Origin of the sequence: Streptomyces sp. NPDC057271 (assembly GCF_042668715.1) — a bacterium.
Taxonomy (GTDB): Bacteria; Actinomycetota; Actinomycetes; order Streptomycetales; family Streptomycetaceae; genus Streptomyces.
In genome coordinates, this window is sequence record NZ_JBHUYJ010000023.1 from 25341 (window position 1) to 40954 (window position 15614).

A 15614-nucleotide genomic window follows, 5' to 3' on the forward strand; every position below is an offset into this window, starting at 1 on the left:
CGGGGTGCGGCCGGCAGGGCGGACGTGCGGCTCGCGACGACGGTCACCATGCGACGGCCTCCGCTCCGGGTGCCGTCTCCAGGGCGGCCATGCGGGCCGCGACCCGCTCGGCCGTCGGGGCGTGGAGTTCCCCCTCCACTCGCCCGTCGACCAGGAACACCACCCGGTCCGCCCGCGCCGCCGCCACCGGATCGTGCGTGACCATGACGATCGTCTGGCCGTCCCGGTCCACCAGTTCCCGCAGCATCGTCAGCACCTCACGGCTGGTGCCGGAGTCCAGCGCTCCGGTCGGCTCGTCGGCGAAGAGCACCGCGGGCCGGGTGATCAACGCCCTGGCGATCGCCACCCGTTGTTGCTGCCCGCCGGACAGCTCCCCGGGCCGGTGCCTCTCCCGTCCACCGAGCCCGACGCGTTCCAGCGCCGCGCGCACCTCGCCCCGGGACACCCGCCGGCCGGCCAGCCGCAGCGGCAGCGCCACGTTCTGAGCGGCCGTCAGCGAGGGCAGCAGGTTGAAGGACTGGAAGACGAACCCGATCCGGGCCCGCCGCAGCAGCGTCAGCCGCCGCTCGCTCAGCCCCTCCAGGGCGGTCCCGGCCAGCTCGACCGTCCCTCCCGTGGGCCGGTCGAGACCGGCCGCGCACCGGAGCAGCGTGGACTTGCCGGAGCCCGAGGGGCCCATGACGGCGGTGAAGGTGCCGGTACGGAAGTCGAGGTCGACGCCGTCCAGGGCGCGAACGTCCCGGTGGAGGCGGCGCAGGGCGGTGAGCCGAACGGCGGTGCGAGAGCTGGTCGTTGAGGTCATGACTCAAGCCAACCGCCGCCGACGCCGCCGATCACGACCGCTGGACGGCGTCTCCGGGGTATGCCTGGCCCTACCCCGCCCGTACGCCCCGCCCTCGCCATACGGCCTACCGTTCGCGCACGCCCTGCCGTTCGCGCACGGCCTTCACGAACACGTCGAGCGCGTCCAGCGGCTCCCGCCCCAGCAGCTCCCGCAGACTGCTGTGCTCGACACCCGTACCGTCCATGAAGCCGTGCGCGATCGCCGAGTACGTCCCCGTCAGCATCGGGACCTGGAACGGCTCGGCTCCCGAGGCGGCGATGGCGGTCCGCGCCTCGGCGAGGGTGCCGGGGACGTACTCGGCGCCCAGCGCCCGCGCCAGGTCGGCCCCGCCCAGCGAGTGCTCGCCGACCAGCTCGTAGGTGCGCCCTGCGTGCGCGGCCGGGGCGGTGGCGACGACGACCGCGATCTCGGCGAGGTCCTCGCGGGCCACGGCGGCGAGCCGGCCCTCGCCGAGGGGGCCCGTGATGCGGTTGTCGGCGTCCGGGGCCGCGATCCAGGTGAGGAGTTCGGCGTACAGCCCGTTGCGCAGCACCGTCCACTCCACCTTCGACCGCTGGAGCCGACGTTCGGTCCAGCGGTGTGCGAGGGAGTACGTGAGGTGGTCGCCGTCGCCGGAGAGGCTCGTGTAGACGATGTGGCCGACCCCGGCGGCCTCCGCGGCGGAGATCGCCGCCTCGTGCCGGGCGGTCACGGTGTCGTCCTCGCCGTATCCCGCCGAGATCAGCAGCAGGGTGCCGACCCCGGCGAAGGCGGCCGGCAGGGTGGCGGGCTCGTCGAAGTCGACGAGCCGGGTGCCGGACAGTCCGGCGCGCGTGCCGAGGACGACGTCGTCACGGCCGGCCAGACGCTCCGCGACGAGCGAGCCGAGGCCGCCGGAGACACCGGTGACGAGCAGCATGATTCCCCCTGGATTCGTGTTCGTGTTCGGTGAGGATCATTCTGGTGAGGGCGGCGGGAACGCGTAAGGAGGCACATTGATGTCAGCGGGGCACACCGAGGTGACCACGGACCCGGTGGTGAGTTGCGCGGAGGAGTGCGGAGTACGGGATGTGCAGGACCGGCTCGGCGACAAGTGGACCGTGCGCGTCGTGGTCGAACTGGCACCGGGGCCGCGCCGGTTCAGGGAGCTCCAGCGGCTGGTCGCCGGCATCTCGCAGCGGATGCTGACGCTCACGCTCCGCCGCCTGGAGCGGGACGGCCTGGTGACGCGGACGGTCCATCCGACGACCCCACCGCAGGTGGAGTACGCGCTGACGGAGACGGGGCACAGCATGACGCACCTGATCAAACAGCTGATCGACTGGTCGCTGGACCACCGTGCGGTGATCGGTCGGGCGCGCGAGGAATGGGACGCGAAGCAGGCGTGAGTACGACGAGGAGTACCGTCGAGAGGGCCTTCGAGGCCCTGTACACGGACGACGACACGGCCCTGGACTCGGCGGCGTCGCTGCTCGCGGCGGACCGGACGGCGGACGCGGAACTGACGCGCCGCGGAGAGGAGTTCGTACGGCGGGCGTGGGAGCGGGGCTGGCAGCCCGCGGATCTCGTACGGCTGGTGCGGCGGAAGCTCGCCGAGGAGCACGTGCGGCTCGCGGGCGCCCTGGTCGCGGCGGAGACCGGGCGTTACGAGCGGCTGCCGCACCGGTGGGCCGCGCAACTGGCCGACCTGGACACCGCACCCGCCCGCGCGGACCGTTTCTCCTCGGCGACGACGGCCCTGGAGCTGTACCGCCTGATGGTCCGGCTGCCGTCCCTGGAGCCGGTGGGTCCGGTTCCGGGGGACACGCTTCCGGCGGCCGTGGCGGGGGAGCCGCGGATGCTGACGCGCGTACGGGCTCTGCTCGCGAAGGCGGAGGCGACCGGCTACCCGGAGGAGGCGGAGGCGCTGACCGCCAAGGCCCAGGAGCTGATGGCCCGCCACAGCCTGGACGAGGCGGCGTTGGAGTCCCGTGCGCCTTCGGGGGACGTGCCGGGGGCGATCCGGATCGGTGTGGAGCCGCCGTACGAGCAGGCCAAGGCGATCCTGCTGGACGCGGTGGCGACGGCGAACCACTGCCGGTCGGTGTGGAACGAGCCGTACGGCTTCTCGACGGTGGTCGGTTTCGAGGCGGACCTCGATCCGGTGGAGCTGCTGTACACCTCGCTCCTGGTCCAGGGCACGGCGGCGATGACGCGGGCGGAGGCGGAGCAGCGGGCGGGGGGCCGGAAGCGTACGAAGTCCTTCCGGCAGTCGTTCCTGCTCGCGTACGCGAACCGGCTCGGCGCCCGGCTCGCGACCACGTCACGTCGTGTCGCCTCCGAGGCCCCGACCCTGCTCCCTGCGCTCGCCTCCCGGGAGGTCGCGGTGACGAACCGCGCGGACGAGATGTTCCCGGAGACCCGGACGACCCGTGTCCGCGCGATGTGGGACGAGGCGGGCTGGACCCACGGCACGACGGCCGCGAACGCGGCGGGTCTGGGACGCGGCCACCGGGAGATCCAGGACCGGCGCCCCTGACGTCGCCGGTCGCAGGCGCGCCCCTGCCCGCCCCGGTGACCCGCCCCGGGACCCGCCCCGGGGCGCCGCCTCCATGACCCCGCCCCCCGTGCCGCCTTCGGGCGCCGCCTCCGTGACCCCGCCCCCCGGCGCCGCCTCCGGGACCCCCTCACCACTCCGCCCCCTCACCACTCCGTCAGCGCCGCGAGGCCCGACGCGCAGTCGTGGTAGTGGGGGCTCCAGCCGAGTTCGGTCGCGGCCTTCGCGTGGGAGACGGTCAGGTTGGTGGTGCACACCCGGTGGGCGTACGACATCGGCCGCGTCAGCCAGGCCGGCACCGTCGGCGGCCTCGGGGTGCCGAACACCTTGGCGACCGCCCGCACATGGGCGCCGAAGCCCATCGGCCCGTCGTCGACGATGTTGTACGCCTCCCCCGGCCGCCCGCCCCCGACCGCCAGCACCACCGCGCGGGCCGCGTCCTGGAGGTGGACCCAGGGCAGCACCCTGCCCCGGTCGGCGACCGCCGGCAGCCTCCGCCTCCGCAGCAGATCCACGATGGTCTCGGTGCCGCCGGGGCCGTAGAAGAGGCCGAACCGCAGGGCGACGCCCTCGATCCCCTCGGCCCCGAGCATCAGCTCCTCCTTGGTCCGCATGGCGTCCACGTGGCGCTGGGACGCCGCGTCGAGGCCGGTCGGCCCGTAGGTGTCGTTCTCCGTGACCACGCGGTTCCCGAAGTCGCCGTACCCGTACCCGAACACCATGGTCTCGGCGATCATCCGCCGCGCTCCCACCGCGCGCGCCGCCTCGACCAGGTGGGACGTCCCGGCCACCCGCAGCGCGTCGGTCGCGTCCATGTCCCGGTGCCTCATCGGCGGCTCGCGCAGGGCGGTCGCCGCGTGCACGATGGTGTCGATCTCCAGCCCCTCCACCGCCCGGAGCAGCCCGTCGCGGTCCATGAGGTCGGCGACGACCTCGTTCTCCGCCCCGCGCCCGAGGCCGAGCACGGTGTGTCCGGCCGCGGTGAGTTCCTCGGCGACGTGGCGTCCGAAGACCCCGCTCGCCCCTGCCAGCAGCACGTTCCCGGTGTCAGTCATGCTCATGGGACGAGCATGACGCCGCGGTACGCGACATCCCCGGAAGTGACCCGGGACGCAGGGCATGCGGGTGAACGCCCCGTTCGTCCCGGTGCGACGTCAGGCTCGGCGCGATGAGCCGGCCGGGTCCTGAAGGCGACCGCCCGTTCCCGTCCCTGGACGAGGTGTCCGAAGCGCTCGCCCACGACACCCCCGCGAAGGCACGTCGTAGGGTGAGGCGGGCGGGGTGGCTTACCCGCCGGTAGCACGCTGAGTCGCGTAGTCGCTACGCCACCCCGCGTGCACGTGCATCTGCTCATGCATTGGCATATGAACACAGCTATGATCCGAGGAAGTTGACACCTGCATCAAGTATCTCGGGGAGCTACCAGTGCATCATGCGCATCACGCGTACAACGGCATGGCGGCCACGGAGCTCCGGGGTGTCGTGTGGCAGAAGAGCCGGCACAGCAACTCCCAGGGATCCTGTGTGGAGTTCGCCAAGTTGCCCGGTGGAAACGTTGCCGTACGCAACTCGCGTCACCCGGACGGCCCCGCGCTCGTCTACACACCCGCCGAGATAGAGGCGCTGCTGCTGGGCGTCAAGGACGGGGAGTTCGACCACCTGGTGTGAGCCCGCCGGGGGTTCGCCCCGGGTTCCGCCCGGTCCTCCGCACCGGCTTTCGGGCACAGGGAAAGGGCTCCGGCGTTCCGCCGGGGCCCTTTCTCCAACACCGTGCGCGGCTACGCGCGTCACTCCGGTCCGAGCCGGAACAACGCCCAGACGACCTTGCCCTGGAGCGTCCCGGCGAGTGGGTGCCAGCCCCAGGTGTCGCTGAACGAGTCGACCAGGAACAGCCCGCGCCCCGACTCCGCCGCGAAGTCCTCGCCCCCCTCGCGCGTCTCCGGGCTGCGGTGGCTGGGGTCGCGCACCGCGCAGACGAGGCGGCCCGTCCATCGCATCAGATGCAGTCGGACGGGGGGACCGTTCCGGCCGTCTTCGCGAAGGTCCCCGGAGTCCCTCGCGTGCGCCGCCTCGGACGGCAGCGCGTGCCTCAGGGCGTTGGTGACGAGTTCGGAGACGACCAGGGCCACGTCGTCGAAGCGCTCGGTGAGGTCCCATTGCGCGAGCGTGGCCCGGGTGAACTTCCGTGCGCCGCGCACCGCTTCGTACGCGGGTGGCAGTGCGCAGGAGGCCGAGCTGGAGACGGCGGCGGGATCGATCGGCGGAAGCCCCTGCCGTAACGGCTCGAGCATGGTCGATCCATTCGTCCCCATGCGAGGCACTCCCGGGAATCGCGGCGAATCGCGGATGTGGTGCGGTTGCGCGGGGTCCATGGTTCCCAAAGGGACCACTGGATGCAAGGGCAGATGCACGTGCACGCGCCGGACCTGTCCGCCCGCGTGCCGATTCTGTGCATATCTTCTGGTGACCACTTTCGCCTTGATCATGAAGTCGCCCTGAAGTTGCCGTCTTTCCGTAATCGAATGTGTACGGGCTGAAGCGTTTAGTGGCACAATCCGGGGGCCCGAGACCGCGAAGGAGAGGCTGGAGCCGTGACCGCAGTCGAATCGAGCGGAGCGAGCGGGAGTGTCGTGCGGCGCATCCTGCTGGGTTCGCAGCTGAGGAGGCTGCGCGAGTCGCGCGGCATCACCCGCGAGGCGGCCGGCTACTCGATCCGCGCGTCCGAATCCAAGATCAGCCGTATGGAGTTGGGCAGGGTGAGTTTCAAGGCCAGGGACGTCGAGGACCTGCTCACGCTCTACGGGGTCAGCGACGAGGCGGAGCGCGGCTCGCTCCTCGGGCTCGCCCGCGAGGCCAACGTGGCCGGCTGGTGGCACAGTTTCGGCGACGTCCTGCCGGGATGGTTCCAGACGTACATCGGCCTGGAGGGCGCCGCCTCCCTCATCCGCGTCTACGAAGTCCAGTTCGTCCACGGCCTGTTGCAGACCGAGGCGTACGCGCAGGCCGTCGTCACCCGTGGCATGCCCGGCGCCCCGCGCGCCGAGATCGAGCGCCGCGTCGCCCTGCGCCTGGAGCGCCAGAAGGTCCTCGTCTCCGAGCGTGCCCCGCACTTCCACGCGGTCCTCGACGAGGCGTCGCTGCGCCGCCCGTACGGCGACCGGGCGGTGATGCAGGGACAGTTGCGGCATCTCATCGAGATCTCCGAGCACCCTCATGTGACGCTCCAGGTCATGCCCTTCAGCTATGGAGGGCACGCCGGCGAGAGCGGCTCGTTCACGATGCTGAGCTTCCCCGAGTCCGACCTCTCCGACGTCGTCTACCTGGAGCAGCTGACCAGCGCGCTGTACCTCGACAAGCGCGAGGAGGTCGCCCAGTACGCGCGCGTGATGGAGCGGCTGGCCGAGGACAGCCCCGATCCGGCCGAAAGCCGGGATCTTCTCCGAGGTCTCCTCCAACTCACGTAGGACGTAAGTACGATGACGTGACATCAGAGTCTTCTGTCGTCACCGTCGCCACGTCCGCCACCGCGGGTTAAGGGGTCTCGCCACATGTCCTACTTCACCGACCTGGCCCATCAGTACATCGACGGCGAGTGGAAGCCCGGCAGCGGCTCGTGGGACATCATCGACTTCAACCCGTACACAGGGGAGAAGCTCGCCTCGATCACCGTCGCCACCGCCGACGAGGTCGACCGCGCCTACCGTGCCGCCGAGCGCGCGCAGCGCGAATGGGCCGAGACGAACCCGTACACCCGCCGGCTCGTCTTCGAGCGCGCGCTGCGGATCGTGGAGGAGCGCGACCAGGAGCTCGGCGACATGATCGTCGCAGAGCTGGGCGGTACGCGCCTGAAGGCGGCCTTCGAGCTGCACCTCGCCAAGGAGTTCCTGCGCGAGGCGATCCAGCTGGCGCTGCGGCCCGAGGGCCGGATCCTGCCCTCGCCCGTCGACGGCAAGGAGAACCGCGTCTACCGGCTCCCGGTCGGTGTCGTCGGTGTCATCTCCCCCTTCAACTTCCCGTTCCTCCTCTCCCTCAAGTCGGTCGCGCCCGCGCTCGCCCTCGGCAACGCGGTCGTCCTCAAGCCGCACCAGAACACGCCGATCTGCGGTGGCACGCTCGTCGCGAAGGTCCTGGAGGACGCCGGTCTGCCGGCCGGTCTGCTGAACGTCGTCGTCACCGACATCGCCGAGATCGGCGACGCGCTGCTGACCCACCCGGTCCCGAAGGTCATCTCCTTCACCGGCTCCGACAAGGTCGGCCGTCACGTCGCCACCGTCTGCGCGCAGAACTTCAAGCACGCCGTCCTCGAACTCGGCGGCAACAGCGCACTGATCGTCCTCGAGGACGCCGATGTCGACTACGCCGTGGACGCTGCCGTCTTCAGCCGCTTCGTGCACCAGGGCCAGGTCTGCATGGCCGCCAACCGGATCCTGGTGGACCGCAGGCTGGAGGAGGAGTTCACCGAGAAGTTCGTCGCCAAGGTGAAGACCCTGCGCGTCGGCGACCCGGCGGACCCCGCCACCCACATCGGCCCGCTCATCAACTCCCAGCAGGCGGAGTCGGTCTCGGCCGTGGTCGAGCAGGCCGTGGAGGCCGGTGCGACGGCCCTGCTGCACGGCACGGCGGACGGCAATGTCGTCTCCCCGTCGATCCTGTCCGGCCTTCCGGCGGACGCGCCCGTCCTGAGCCAGGAGATCTTCGGGCCGGTGGCCCTCGTCATCCCCTTCGACGGCGAGGACGAGGCGGTACGGATCGCCAACGACACGCCGTACGGGCTGAGCGGTGCCGTCCACACGGGGGACATCGAGCGGGGTGTACGGGTCGCCGGGCGCATCCACACCGGCATGATCCACATCAACGACGGCACCGTGGCCGACGAGCCGATCGTGCCGTTCGGGGGCGAGAAGCACTCGGGCGTCGGCCGGCTGAACGGCGACGCGATGATCGAGGCCTTCACCACCCAGAAGTGGATCTCGATCCAGCACGGCCGGAGCCGGTTCCCCTTCTAGGACCGTAGCTGTCCTCAAGGGTTCGTAGCGTGGTGGGTGTCGGGGAGAGGAGAGCTCCCCGGCGCCCACCGAGTCGACCGGAAGGCGGACATCATGGTTGCTCTTGTTCCCGCGGAGGCCCAGGGTGACGAGCGCGGAGCGTTCCTCAACTTCATCGAGGCGCAGCGGGCCGCGCTCCGCCGCGCCACCCTCGGCCTCACCGAGGAGCAGGCGGCGAGCCGCCCCAGCGCCAGCACGCTCAGCCTCTCCGGGTTGATCAAGCACGTCGCGGAGGTCGAGCTCAGCTGGCTGCGACTGGCCCAGCAGGTGCCCAACGAGCGGCACCGCACCCAGGAGACCTGGGGTGACGGCTTCCGGCTCGTGGAGGGCGAGAGCGTCCCGGCGACGCTGGCCTTCTGGGAGGGCGTGGCCAAGGAGACCGAGGAGTTCGTCCGGTCGGTGCCGAGCCTGGACGAGACCTTCCCGCTGCCGCCCGCGCCCTGGTTCCCCGAGGACGGCCGGGTCTCGGTCCGGTGGATGCTGCTCCACCTGGTCCAGGAGATGGGGCGGCACGCCGGGCACGCGGACATCATCAGGGAGTCGCTGGACGGCAGGGACTCCTTCACGCTGATCGCGGAGGAAGAGGGGCGCGTACCCTAGTCAAAATTGACTAGGAGGTACGAGGGTGTCAGCGATCCGGCTTCTTGTCCTCGGCGCGGTGCGCCGTCACGGGCGCGCCCACGGCTACCAGATCCGCAACGACCTGGAGTTCTGGGGCGCGCACGAGTGGTCCAACGCCAAGCCCGGCTCGATCTACCACGCGCTCAAGCAGATGGCCAAGCAGGACCTGCTGCACGCGTACGAGATCGCGCCGAGCACGGCGGGCGGCCCGCCGCGCACCGAGTACGAGGTGACGGAGAAGGGGGAGGCGGAGTACTTCGCGCTGCTGCGCGAGGCGCTGACCACGTACGACCAGAAGATGGACGTCCTGTCCGCGGGGATCGGGTTCATCGTCGACCTCCCTCGTGGGGAGGTCGTGGAACTGCTGCGGCAGCGGGTGCGGGCGCTCGACGAGTGGCGCACCGCCGTCACCGAGTACTACACGCCGGAGGGCGGCCCGGGGCAGCTCGGTCACATCGGCGAGATCATGCACCTCTGGATCCACTCGGCCGACGCGGGCAAGGAGTGGACGCTCGGGCTGATCGAGCGGATCGAGGCGGGTGCGTACTCCTTCGACGGAGAGGGCGGAGAGCCCTTCCTGGGGGTGCTCGCCGAGGGTGAGGAGAACCCGTACTCGACGGGCGGGCCCGACCCGGAATTCGAGTAATCAAGTTTGACCAATCGCGGGGGGTGCCATACCTTTCAGTGAGTGGTCAAGTTTGACTACTGCCTTGGAGGGCTGGAATGACTGATGCGATCGTCGTCGAAGGCGCGCGGAAACGGTACGGCGACAAGTGGGCGCTCGACGGCCTGAACCTGCGCGTGGGGCGCGGCACGGTGCACGGGCTGCTCGGCCCCAACGGCGCGGGCAAGACCACGACGGTACGGATCCTGGCCACGCTGCTGCGGCACGACGAGGGCCTGGTGCGAGTGGCGGGCTTCGACGTCCGGGCCCAGGCGGCCGAGGTGCGGCGCAGGATCGGGCTCCTCGGGCAGCACGCGGCCGTCGACGAGGAGCTCGGCGGCCGGCAGAACCTGGAGATGTTCGGGCGGCTGTACCACCTGGGGGCCCGGCGCGCGGGCGCGCGGGCCGACGAACTCCTGGAGCGGTTCGGGCTCGCGGACACCGGTCGCAAGCCGGTCAAGCAGTTCAGCGGCGGTATGCGCCGGCGCCTGGACCTCGCGGCCTCGCTGATCACCGAGCCGGAGGTGCTCTTCCTGGACGAGCCCACGACCGGACTCGATCCGCGCGGCCGCGGCGAGGTGTGGGAGTCGGTGCGCTCACTGGTGGGCGGAGGGACGACCGTCCTGCTCACCACGCAGTACCTGGAGGAGGCCGACCAGCTCGCCGACCGGATCTCGGTCGTCGACCACGGCCGCGTCGTGGCCGACGGAACGGCCGACGAGCTGAAGGCGAAGATCGGCGGGGACCGCGTCGACGTCGTCCTGCGGGACGCCCGGCGACTCGACGAGGCGATGCGTCTGCTGCCCGTCGGCCGGTCCGAGGCGACGGTGGACACCGACCGGCGGCGGATCAGCATGCCCGTCACCGACCGGATGGCGGCGCTGGCCGAGACCGTACGGGCCCTGGAGGCGGCCGGGATCGAGGCGGAGGACATCGCTCTGCGGCGGCCGACCCTCGACGAGGTCTTCCTCCGGCTGACCGGCGACGCGAAGGCCGAGGAAAGGGCCGAGGAAGCGAAGGACGACGAGGCGGAGGTGGCGCTATGAGCGCGGCGTACGTGATGAGCGACTGCTGGACCATGACCCGGCGGGAACTGGCCCACTGGGCGCGGCAGCCGGTCGTCGTGGTGGTCGGCCTCGCCTTCCCGGTCATGATGATGCTGATGTTCGGCTATCTCGTCGGCGGTGGCCGGGAGATCGACGGCGCGTACGTCGACTACCTCGTGCCCGGCATGCTCACGCTGACGATGGTCTTCGGTCTCGAAGCGACGATGACGGCCGTCACCCAGGATCTCGACAAGGGCGTGATCGACCGCTTCCGCTCGATGCCGATGGCCGACGGCGCGGTGCTGGTGGGGCGTTCGGCCGCCGACATGCTCCAGTCCGCGGCCGGGCTGCTGGTGATGGCCGGTGTCGGACACGCGATCGGCTGGCGCGCGCACGGCGGCGCCGGCGCCTTCCTCGGCGCGATGGGCCTGCTGCTCCTGCTGCGCCTCGCGATGCTGTGGATCGGGATCTACCTGGCGATGGTCGCGGGGCGGCCCGAACTGGTGATGGCCGTGCAGATCCTCGTCTGGCCGGTCGGCTTCCTCTCCAACGCCTTCGCCTCGCCCGACTCCATGCCGGGGTGGCTGGGCACGGTCGTGGAGTGGAACCCGATGTCGTCGACGGCGACGGCGGTACGGGATCTGTTCGGCAACCCCGGCGGCGAGCCGGGGCATGTGACGGCGGCGGTGGTGTGGCCGTTGCTGCTCCTCGCCGTCTTCCTCCCGCTGGCGGTACGGAGGTTCAGGAGGCTCAGCGTGTAGGGGGAACCGAACCGGTCGAGCATCCGGTCCCCTGCGCTGCCGCCGTCCCGGAGGGCGAGCCGTTCCGGGGTTGCTCTCCCGCTCAGTGGTGGAAGGAGGTGGCGGCCGCCTTGTTGTCGATCGACGGGGCGGACTGCCGCCGCAGTTCGGGCAGTACGCGGTTCAGGTCCTCGACGAACATGTCCGCGAGGTCGGCCGAGAAGCCGTTGCGGCAGACCACGCGCAGCACGGACAGGTCCTCCCGGTTGGCCGGGAAGGTGTACGCCGGGACGAGCCAACCGCGCTCCCGCATTCGGCGCGAGACGTCGAAGACGTCGAAGCCGATGATGTCGGGGGCGGTGGTGAACGCGAAGACCGGCAGCTGATCGCCGTAGGTGAGAAGGCGGAAGTCGCCCGTCGCCTGGATTCGTTGGGCGAGCCCGCGGGCGACGTCCCGGGTGGTCTGCTGGACCGCCCGGTATCCCTCGCGGCCGAGCCGCAGGAACGTGTAGTACTGCGCGACGACCTGCGCGCCCGGCCGGGAGAAGTTGAGGGCGAAGGTCGGCATGTCGCCGCCGAGGTAGTTGACCCGGAAGACGAGCTCCTCGGGGAGCTCGGCCGGCGAACGCCACAGGGCCCAGCCGACGCCCGGGTAGACCAGGCCGTACTTGTGACCGGAGGTGTTGATCGAGGAGACCCGCGGCAGCCGGAAGTCCCAGACCAGGTCGTCGTCGACGAAGGGGGCGACCATCGCGCCGGACGCGCCGTCGACGTGGACGGGGATGTCGAGGCCGGTCCGTTCCTGGAGGGCGTCGAGCGCGGCGCAGATCTCGGCGACCGGCTCGTAGGATCCGTCGAAGGTCGAACCGAGCACGGCGACCACGCCGATGGTGTTCTCGTCGCAGAGCGCGGCGGCCGACTCGGCGTCCATGTGGAAGCGGTCGCCCTCCATGGGCACGAGCCGCGCCTCGACCTCCCAGAAGTTGCAGAACTTCTCCCAGCAGACCTGGACGTTGACGCCCATGACGAGATTGGGCCGGGCGCTGCCCGGGTAGCGGTCGGCGTTCCGCTTGGCCCAGCGGCGCTTGAGGGCCATGCCGGCGAGCATGCCCGCCTCGCTGGAGCCCGTGGTGGAGCAGCCGACGGCGGCCGAGGGGTCCGGGGCGTTCCAGAGGTCGGCGAGCATGGCCACGCAGCGCCGTTCCAGTTCGGCGGTGCGCGGGTACTCGTCCTTGTCGATCATGTTCTTGTCGCGGCACTCGGCCATGAGGACGCCCGCCTGGGGTTCCATCCAGGTCGTGACGAAGGTGGCGAGGTTGAGGCGGGAGTTGCCGTCGAGCATCAGCTCGTCGTGGACCAGCTGATAGGCGCTCATGGGCGGCACCGGACCGTCGGGGAGCCGGTGGGTCGGCGGCGCCTCGGTCATGCCACCGACCGGGTCGGCTTCGCCGTAGAAGGGGTTGAGCGCGAGGCGGCGGCCGGTCTCGGTCTCGGTGGGACCCTTGTGCAGTGCCACGGGGGCTCCTTTCAGAGGTGTTCAGTGCAACGGGGCGCCCGACTCGTCGAGTTCGAGCTGGGGCCGGCCGGTGACGACCAGCCAGGCGGGCAGGGAGGCCAGACACAGCAGGGAGAGCAGCATGGGCGAGGAGGCGAGCACGGCGGCGACGAAGAGACTCAGCCAGCCCTGCCGGGTGGTCGCCAGCAGCACCCCGAGCACGGCGGAGGAGACGGCGACGGCCGGGTGGATCTCGGGGACGAGCGCCTGGGCCAGCAGGCCGAAGGCGGCCCCGATGAAGACGGCGGGGAAGATCCGGCCGCCCACGAAGCCGCAGGAGGTGGCGACCAGCAGGGCGGCGAGTTTGACCACCGCCATCTTCGCCAGCTCGCCCGAGGACCAGCCGCCGATGTTCGCGGTGAGTTCCTTCATCTCGTCCAGTCCCTTGAACAGCGTCAGGGAACCGCCGAGCACGCCCAGCAGGCCGAGGACCAGGCCGCCGACCGGAAGCATCAGCATCGGGTGCTTCAGCCGGTGGAAGGCACGGTGGACGTAGGGGAGGCCGTAGCAGCAGAGCAGGCCGAAGAGCGCCGCCGCCGTGGCGACGACCATCGCGGCGAGCAGGTCGGCCCACCCCGGCTCCGGCAGCGGCGGCAGGGAGAGGTCGAAGCTGGGGTGCGCCAGGAGTGTCGTCGTCATCGCCCCGGCGCCCGCGGCCATCAGCGGGGCGAACAGCCGGTCCCACAGTGAACCCTGGCTCTGGCCCGGCCGGTGGACCAGGGCCTCGGAGATGACCAGCGCCGCGGCGACCGGGGTGCCGAACAGGGCGCCGATGGTGCCGGCGGAGGCGAGCACGACCCAGAACCGGCCCGGTACGGACGCCGCCATCTTGCGGCCGAGCCAGTAGGCGAGCGCGCCGTTGGCCACGATGATCGGGTTTTCCGGGCCGAGGCTGACCCCGCCGGCCAGCGTGAGCGTGCCCGCGATCAGCAGCCCGGGGACGACCACCGGGGCCACGGGCGCGCTGTCGAGTCCGCCCTCCGCCGGATCCCCGCCCGCGTGCCCGGGGGCCTTCCAGACGACGAGCCCGACCGCGATCCCTGTCGCGGTGAGCATGACGATGATCCAGAGGGCGGAGAAGCCTCCGATGCCCAGTGCGTCCGGAAGGGTGTCCCACAGGACGTCCTTGAGCTGCTCGGAGAGCCATTCGATCGCGAGGAACACCAGACTCGCGCCGACCCCGATCACCAGCGCGGGCACGACCTGCGGCAGCAGGGCGCGCACGGGCGACCGGGGGGCCGGGGGCGCGGGTTCGGGCGACGGGTTATCGGTGGCCACCGCCCCACCATAGAGCTACAAAAGCCGCATTACGCACCGATAGTTGAGGGTGTCGCCGCCCGTTCAGGCGCGAGGCGCGATCACCGCCGCGGTGCCGTAGGCGCAGACCTCCGTCCCCACGTCCGCCGCCTCGGACACGTCGAAGCGGAACATCAGCACGGCGTTGGCGCCGCGCGCCTTCGCCTGCTCCACCAGCCGCTCCATCGCCTGGTTGCGGGTCTCCACCAGAGTCTTCGTCAGACCCTTCAGCTCCCCGCCGATCATCGACTTCAGCCCGGCGCCGATCTGGCTGCCCAGATGCCGGGAGCGCACGGTCAGCCCGAAGACCTCGCCGACGACCTGCCGGACCTCGTAGCCGGGAACGTCGTTCGTGGTGACGACCAGCACGTCGGGGTGCGGCCCCTGGCCGCCTCCGTACTCCTCGATGCCCATACGTATCCACCTCCTGGCCACCAGCGTCGGCCCGGCCGCGCGCGGCCGCACCCCGAAGGGGGCCGGTGGGATGCCCTTGGAACCCGGAGCCGTAGGAATGCGTTGATACTTTGGGGCAGCCGTCCCCCGCCCCCACCGACCGCAGGAGCCCGGAACCCGTGAATACGCTTGCCCTCGGACCGAGCTGGCTGGACCCGGACTATCTCATTCAGACCTTCGGTCTGATCGGCGTCCTCGTCATCGTCTTCGCCGAGTCCGGACTGCTCATCGGGTTCTTCCTGCCCGGCGACTCGCTGCTCTTCACCACCGGCCTGCTGGTCACCACCGGCAAGCTCGACACGCCGCTGTGGATCGTCTGCACGCTCATCGTGGCAGCCGCCATCATCGGCGACCAGGTCGGCTACCTCTTCGGCCGCAAGGTCGGCCCCGCCCTCTTCAAGCGCCCCGACTCCAAGCTCTTCAAGCAGGAGAACGTGGAGAAGGCGCACGAGTTCTTCGAGAAGCACGGCCCGAAGTCGCTGATCCTGGCCCGCTTCGTGCCGATCGTGCGCACGTTCACGCCGATCATCGCCGGTGTGAGCCGGATGAACTACCGCTCGTTCATCACCTTCAACATCATCGGCGGCGTGCTCTGGGGCGCGGGCGTCACCCTGCTCGGCGCCTCCCTCGGCAAGATCGACTTCGTCCACGAGCACATCGAGATGATCCTCATCCTGATCGTCGCGATCTCCGTGGTCCCGATCGTGATCGAGTACCTCCGGGCCCGCTCCCAGTCCAAGAAGGCCAAGGCCCAGGAGGACGAGACCGGCCACGACGGCCCCGGCACCCCCAACCCGGGCGGCCGCGGACGCCACGCCCGCCGATGACGGCGGGG

General features: G+C 70.9%; 17 protein-coding genes. 10 read left to right on the forward strand and 7 right to left on the reverse strand.

The window, feature by feature from the left end:
• Positions 1-43: 43 nt before the first annotated feature.
• Together ACFUJR_RS13780 and ACFUJR_RS13785 are read right to left on the reverse strand one after the other, a co-directional pair.
• Positions 44-802, reverse strand: a complete 759-nt coding sequence (locus tag ACFUJR_RS13780; RefSeq protein ID WP_383168156.1) for an ABC transporter ATP-binding protein — start codon at positions 800-802, stop codon at positions 44-46.
• A 106-nt stretch (positions 803-908) separates the two neighbouring features.
• Positions 909-1742, reverse strand: coding sequence for an NAD(P)H-binding protein (locus ACFUJR_RS13785; protein WP_383168153.1), 834 nt, complete (start codon positions 1740-1742; stop codon positions 909-911).
• Between the two features lie 79 nt (positions 1743-1821).
• Between ACFUJR_RS13785 and ACFUJR_RS13790 the strand changes: the two genes are divergently transcribed.
• Together ACFUJR_RS13790 and ACFUJR_RS13795 are read left to right on the forward strand one after the other, a co-directional pair.
• A complete protein-coding gene (locus ACFUJR_RS13790; protein ID WP_383168150.1) occupies positions 1822-2211 on the forward strand; it encodes a winged helix-turn-helix transcriptional regulator in 390 nt (129 codons plus the stop codon).
• Complete coding sequence (locus tag ACFUJR_RS13795; RefSeq protein WP_383168147.1) at positions 2190-3341, forward strand: DUF2786 domain-containing protein; 1152 nt, start codon at positions 2190-2192, stop codon at positions 3339-3341. The genes ACFUJR_RS13790 and ACFUJR_RS13795 overlap by 22 nt, the downstream gene beginning before the upstream one ends.
• Positions 3342-3505: 164 nt before the next feature.
• Here ACFUJR_RS13795 and ACFUJR_RS13800 read toward each other — a convergent pair whose 3' ends face one another.
• Positions 3506-4420: an NAD-dependent epimerase/dehydratase family protein gene (locus ACFUJR_RS13800; RefSeq protein ID WP_383168145.1), complete on the reverse strand. Its 915-nt coding sequence runs from the start codon at positions 4418-4420 to the stop codon at positions 3506-3508.
• A 394-nt stretch (positions 4421-4814) separates the two neighbouring features.
• Here ACFUJR_RS13800 and ACFUJR_RS13805 point away from each other — a divergent pair, with 394 nt between their 5' ends.
• Positions 4815-5027 carry a DUF397 domain-containing protein gene (locus ACFUJR_RS13805; RefSeq protein ID WP_030219358.1) on the forward strand — a complete coding sequence of 71 codons (213 nt, stop codon included), beginning with the start codon at positions 4815-4817 and terminating at the stop codon, positions 5025-5027.
• Positions 5028-5146: 119 nt separating this feature from the next.
• Here ACFUJR_RS13805 and ACFUJR_RS13810 read toward each other — a convergent pair whose 3' ends face one another.
• Positions 5147-5671: an ATP-binding protein gene (locus ACFUJR_RS13810; RefSeq protein ID WP_383168142.1), complete on the reverse strand. Its 525-nt coding sequence runs from the start codon at positions 5669-5671 to the stop codon at positions 5147-5149.
• A gap of 279 nt (positions 5672-5950) precedes the next feature.
• Here ACFUJR_RS13810 and ACFUJR_RS13815 point away from each other — a divergent pair, with 279 nt between their 5' ends.
• The 6 genes from ACFUJR_RS13815 (at position 5951) to ACFUJR_RS13840 (ending at position 11496) form a co-directional block, all read left to right on the forward strand.
• A complete protein-coding gene (locus tag ACFUJR_RS13815) occupies positions 5951-6823 on the forward strand; it encodes a helix-turn-helix domain-containing protein (RefSeq protein ID WP_383168139.1) in 873 nt (290 codons plus the stop codon).
• Positions 6824-6907: 84 nt separating this feature from the next.
• Positions 6908-8365, forward strand: a complete 1458-nt coding sequence (locus ACFUJR_RS13820) for an aldehyde dehydrogenase family protein (protein ID WP_383168135.1) — start codon at positions 6908-6910, stop codon at positions 8363-8365.
• Positions 8366-8458: 93 nt separating this feature from the next.
• A complete protein-coding gene (locus ACFUJR_RS13825) occupies positions 8459-9004 on the forward strand; it encodes a DinB family protein (RefSeq protein WP_383168132.1) in 546 nt (181 codons plus the stop codon).
• Between the two features lie 25 nt (positions 9005-9029).
• Entirely contained in the window at positions 9030-9671 is a 642-nt protein-coding gene (locus ACFUJR_RS13830; RefSeq protein WP_383168129.1) for a PadR family transcriptional regulator, read from the forward strand.
• A gap of 77 nt (positions 9672-9748) precedes the next feature.
• Positions 9749-10735, forward strand: coding sequence for an ATP-binding cassette domain-containing protein (locus ACFUJR_RS13835; RefSeq protein WP_383168127.1), 987 nt, complete (start codon positions 9749-9751; stop codon positions 10733-10735).
• Complete coding sequence (locus tag ACFUJR_RS13840) at positions 10732-11496, forward strand: ABC transporter permease (RefSeq protein WP_383168123.1); 765 nt, start codon at positions 10732-10734, stop codon at positions 11494-11496. The genes ACFUJR_RS13835 and ACFUJR_RS13840 overlap by 4 nt, the downstream gene beginning before the upstream one ends.
• 82 nt (positions 11497-11578) lie before the next feature.
• Here the strand turns inward: ACFUJR_RS13840 and ACFUJR_RS13845 are convergent, their stop codons facing one another.
• From ACFUJR_RS13845 to ACFUJR_RS13855, 3 genes are all read right to left on the reverse strand, one after another.
• On the reverse strand, positions 11579-12991 hold the full coding sequence (locus ACFUJR_RS13845; protein ID WP_383168120.1) for a glutamate decarboxylase: 1413 nt from the start codon (positions 12989-12991) through the stop codon (positions 11579-11581).
• 21 nt (positions 12992-13012) lie between these two features.
• Positions 13013-14308, reverse strand: coding sequence for an ion channel protein (locus ACFUJR_RS13850; RefSeq protein WP_383168117.1), 1296 nt, complete (start codon positions 14306-14308; stop codon positions 13013-13015).
• A 63-nt stretch (positions 14309-14371) separates the two neighbouring features.
• The gene (locus ACFUJR_RS13855) at positions 14372-14740 is read right to left on the reverse strand and encodes a YbjQ family protein (protein ID WP_383168114.1); all 369 of its coding nucleotides are present in this window, start codon (positions 14738-14740) and stop codon (positions 14372-14374) included.
• Positions 14741-14898: 158 nt separating this feature from the next.
• On the opposite strand from ACFUJR_RS13855, the gene ACFUJR_RS13860 reads away from it, so the two are divergent.
• Positions 14899-15606: a DedA family protein gene (locus tag ACFUJR_RS13860; protein WP_383168112.1), complete on the forward strand. Its 708-nt coding sequence runs from the start codon at positions 14899-14901 to the stop codon at positions 15604-15606.
• Positions 15607-15614 lie beyond the last annotated feature (8 nt).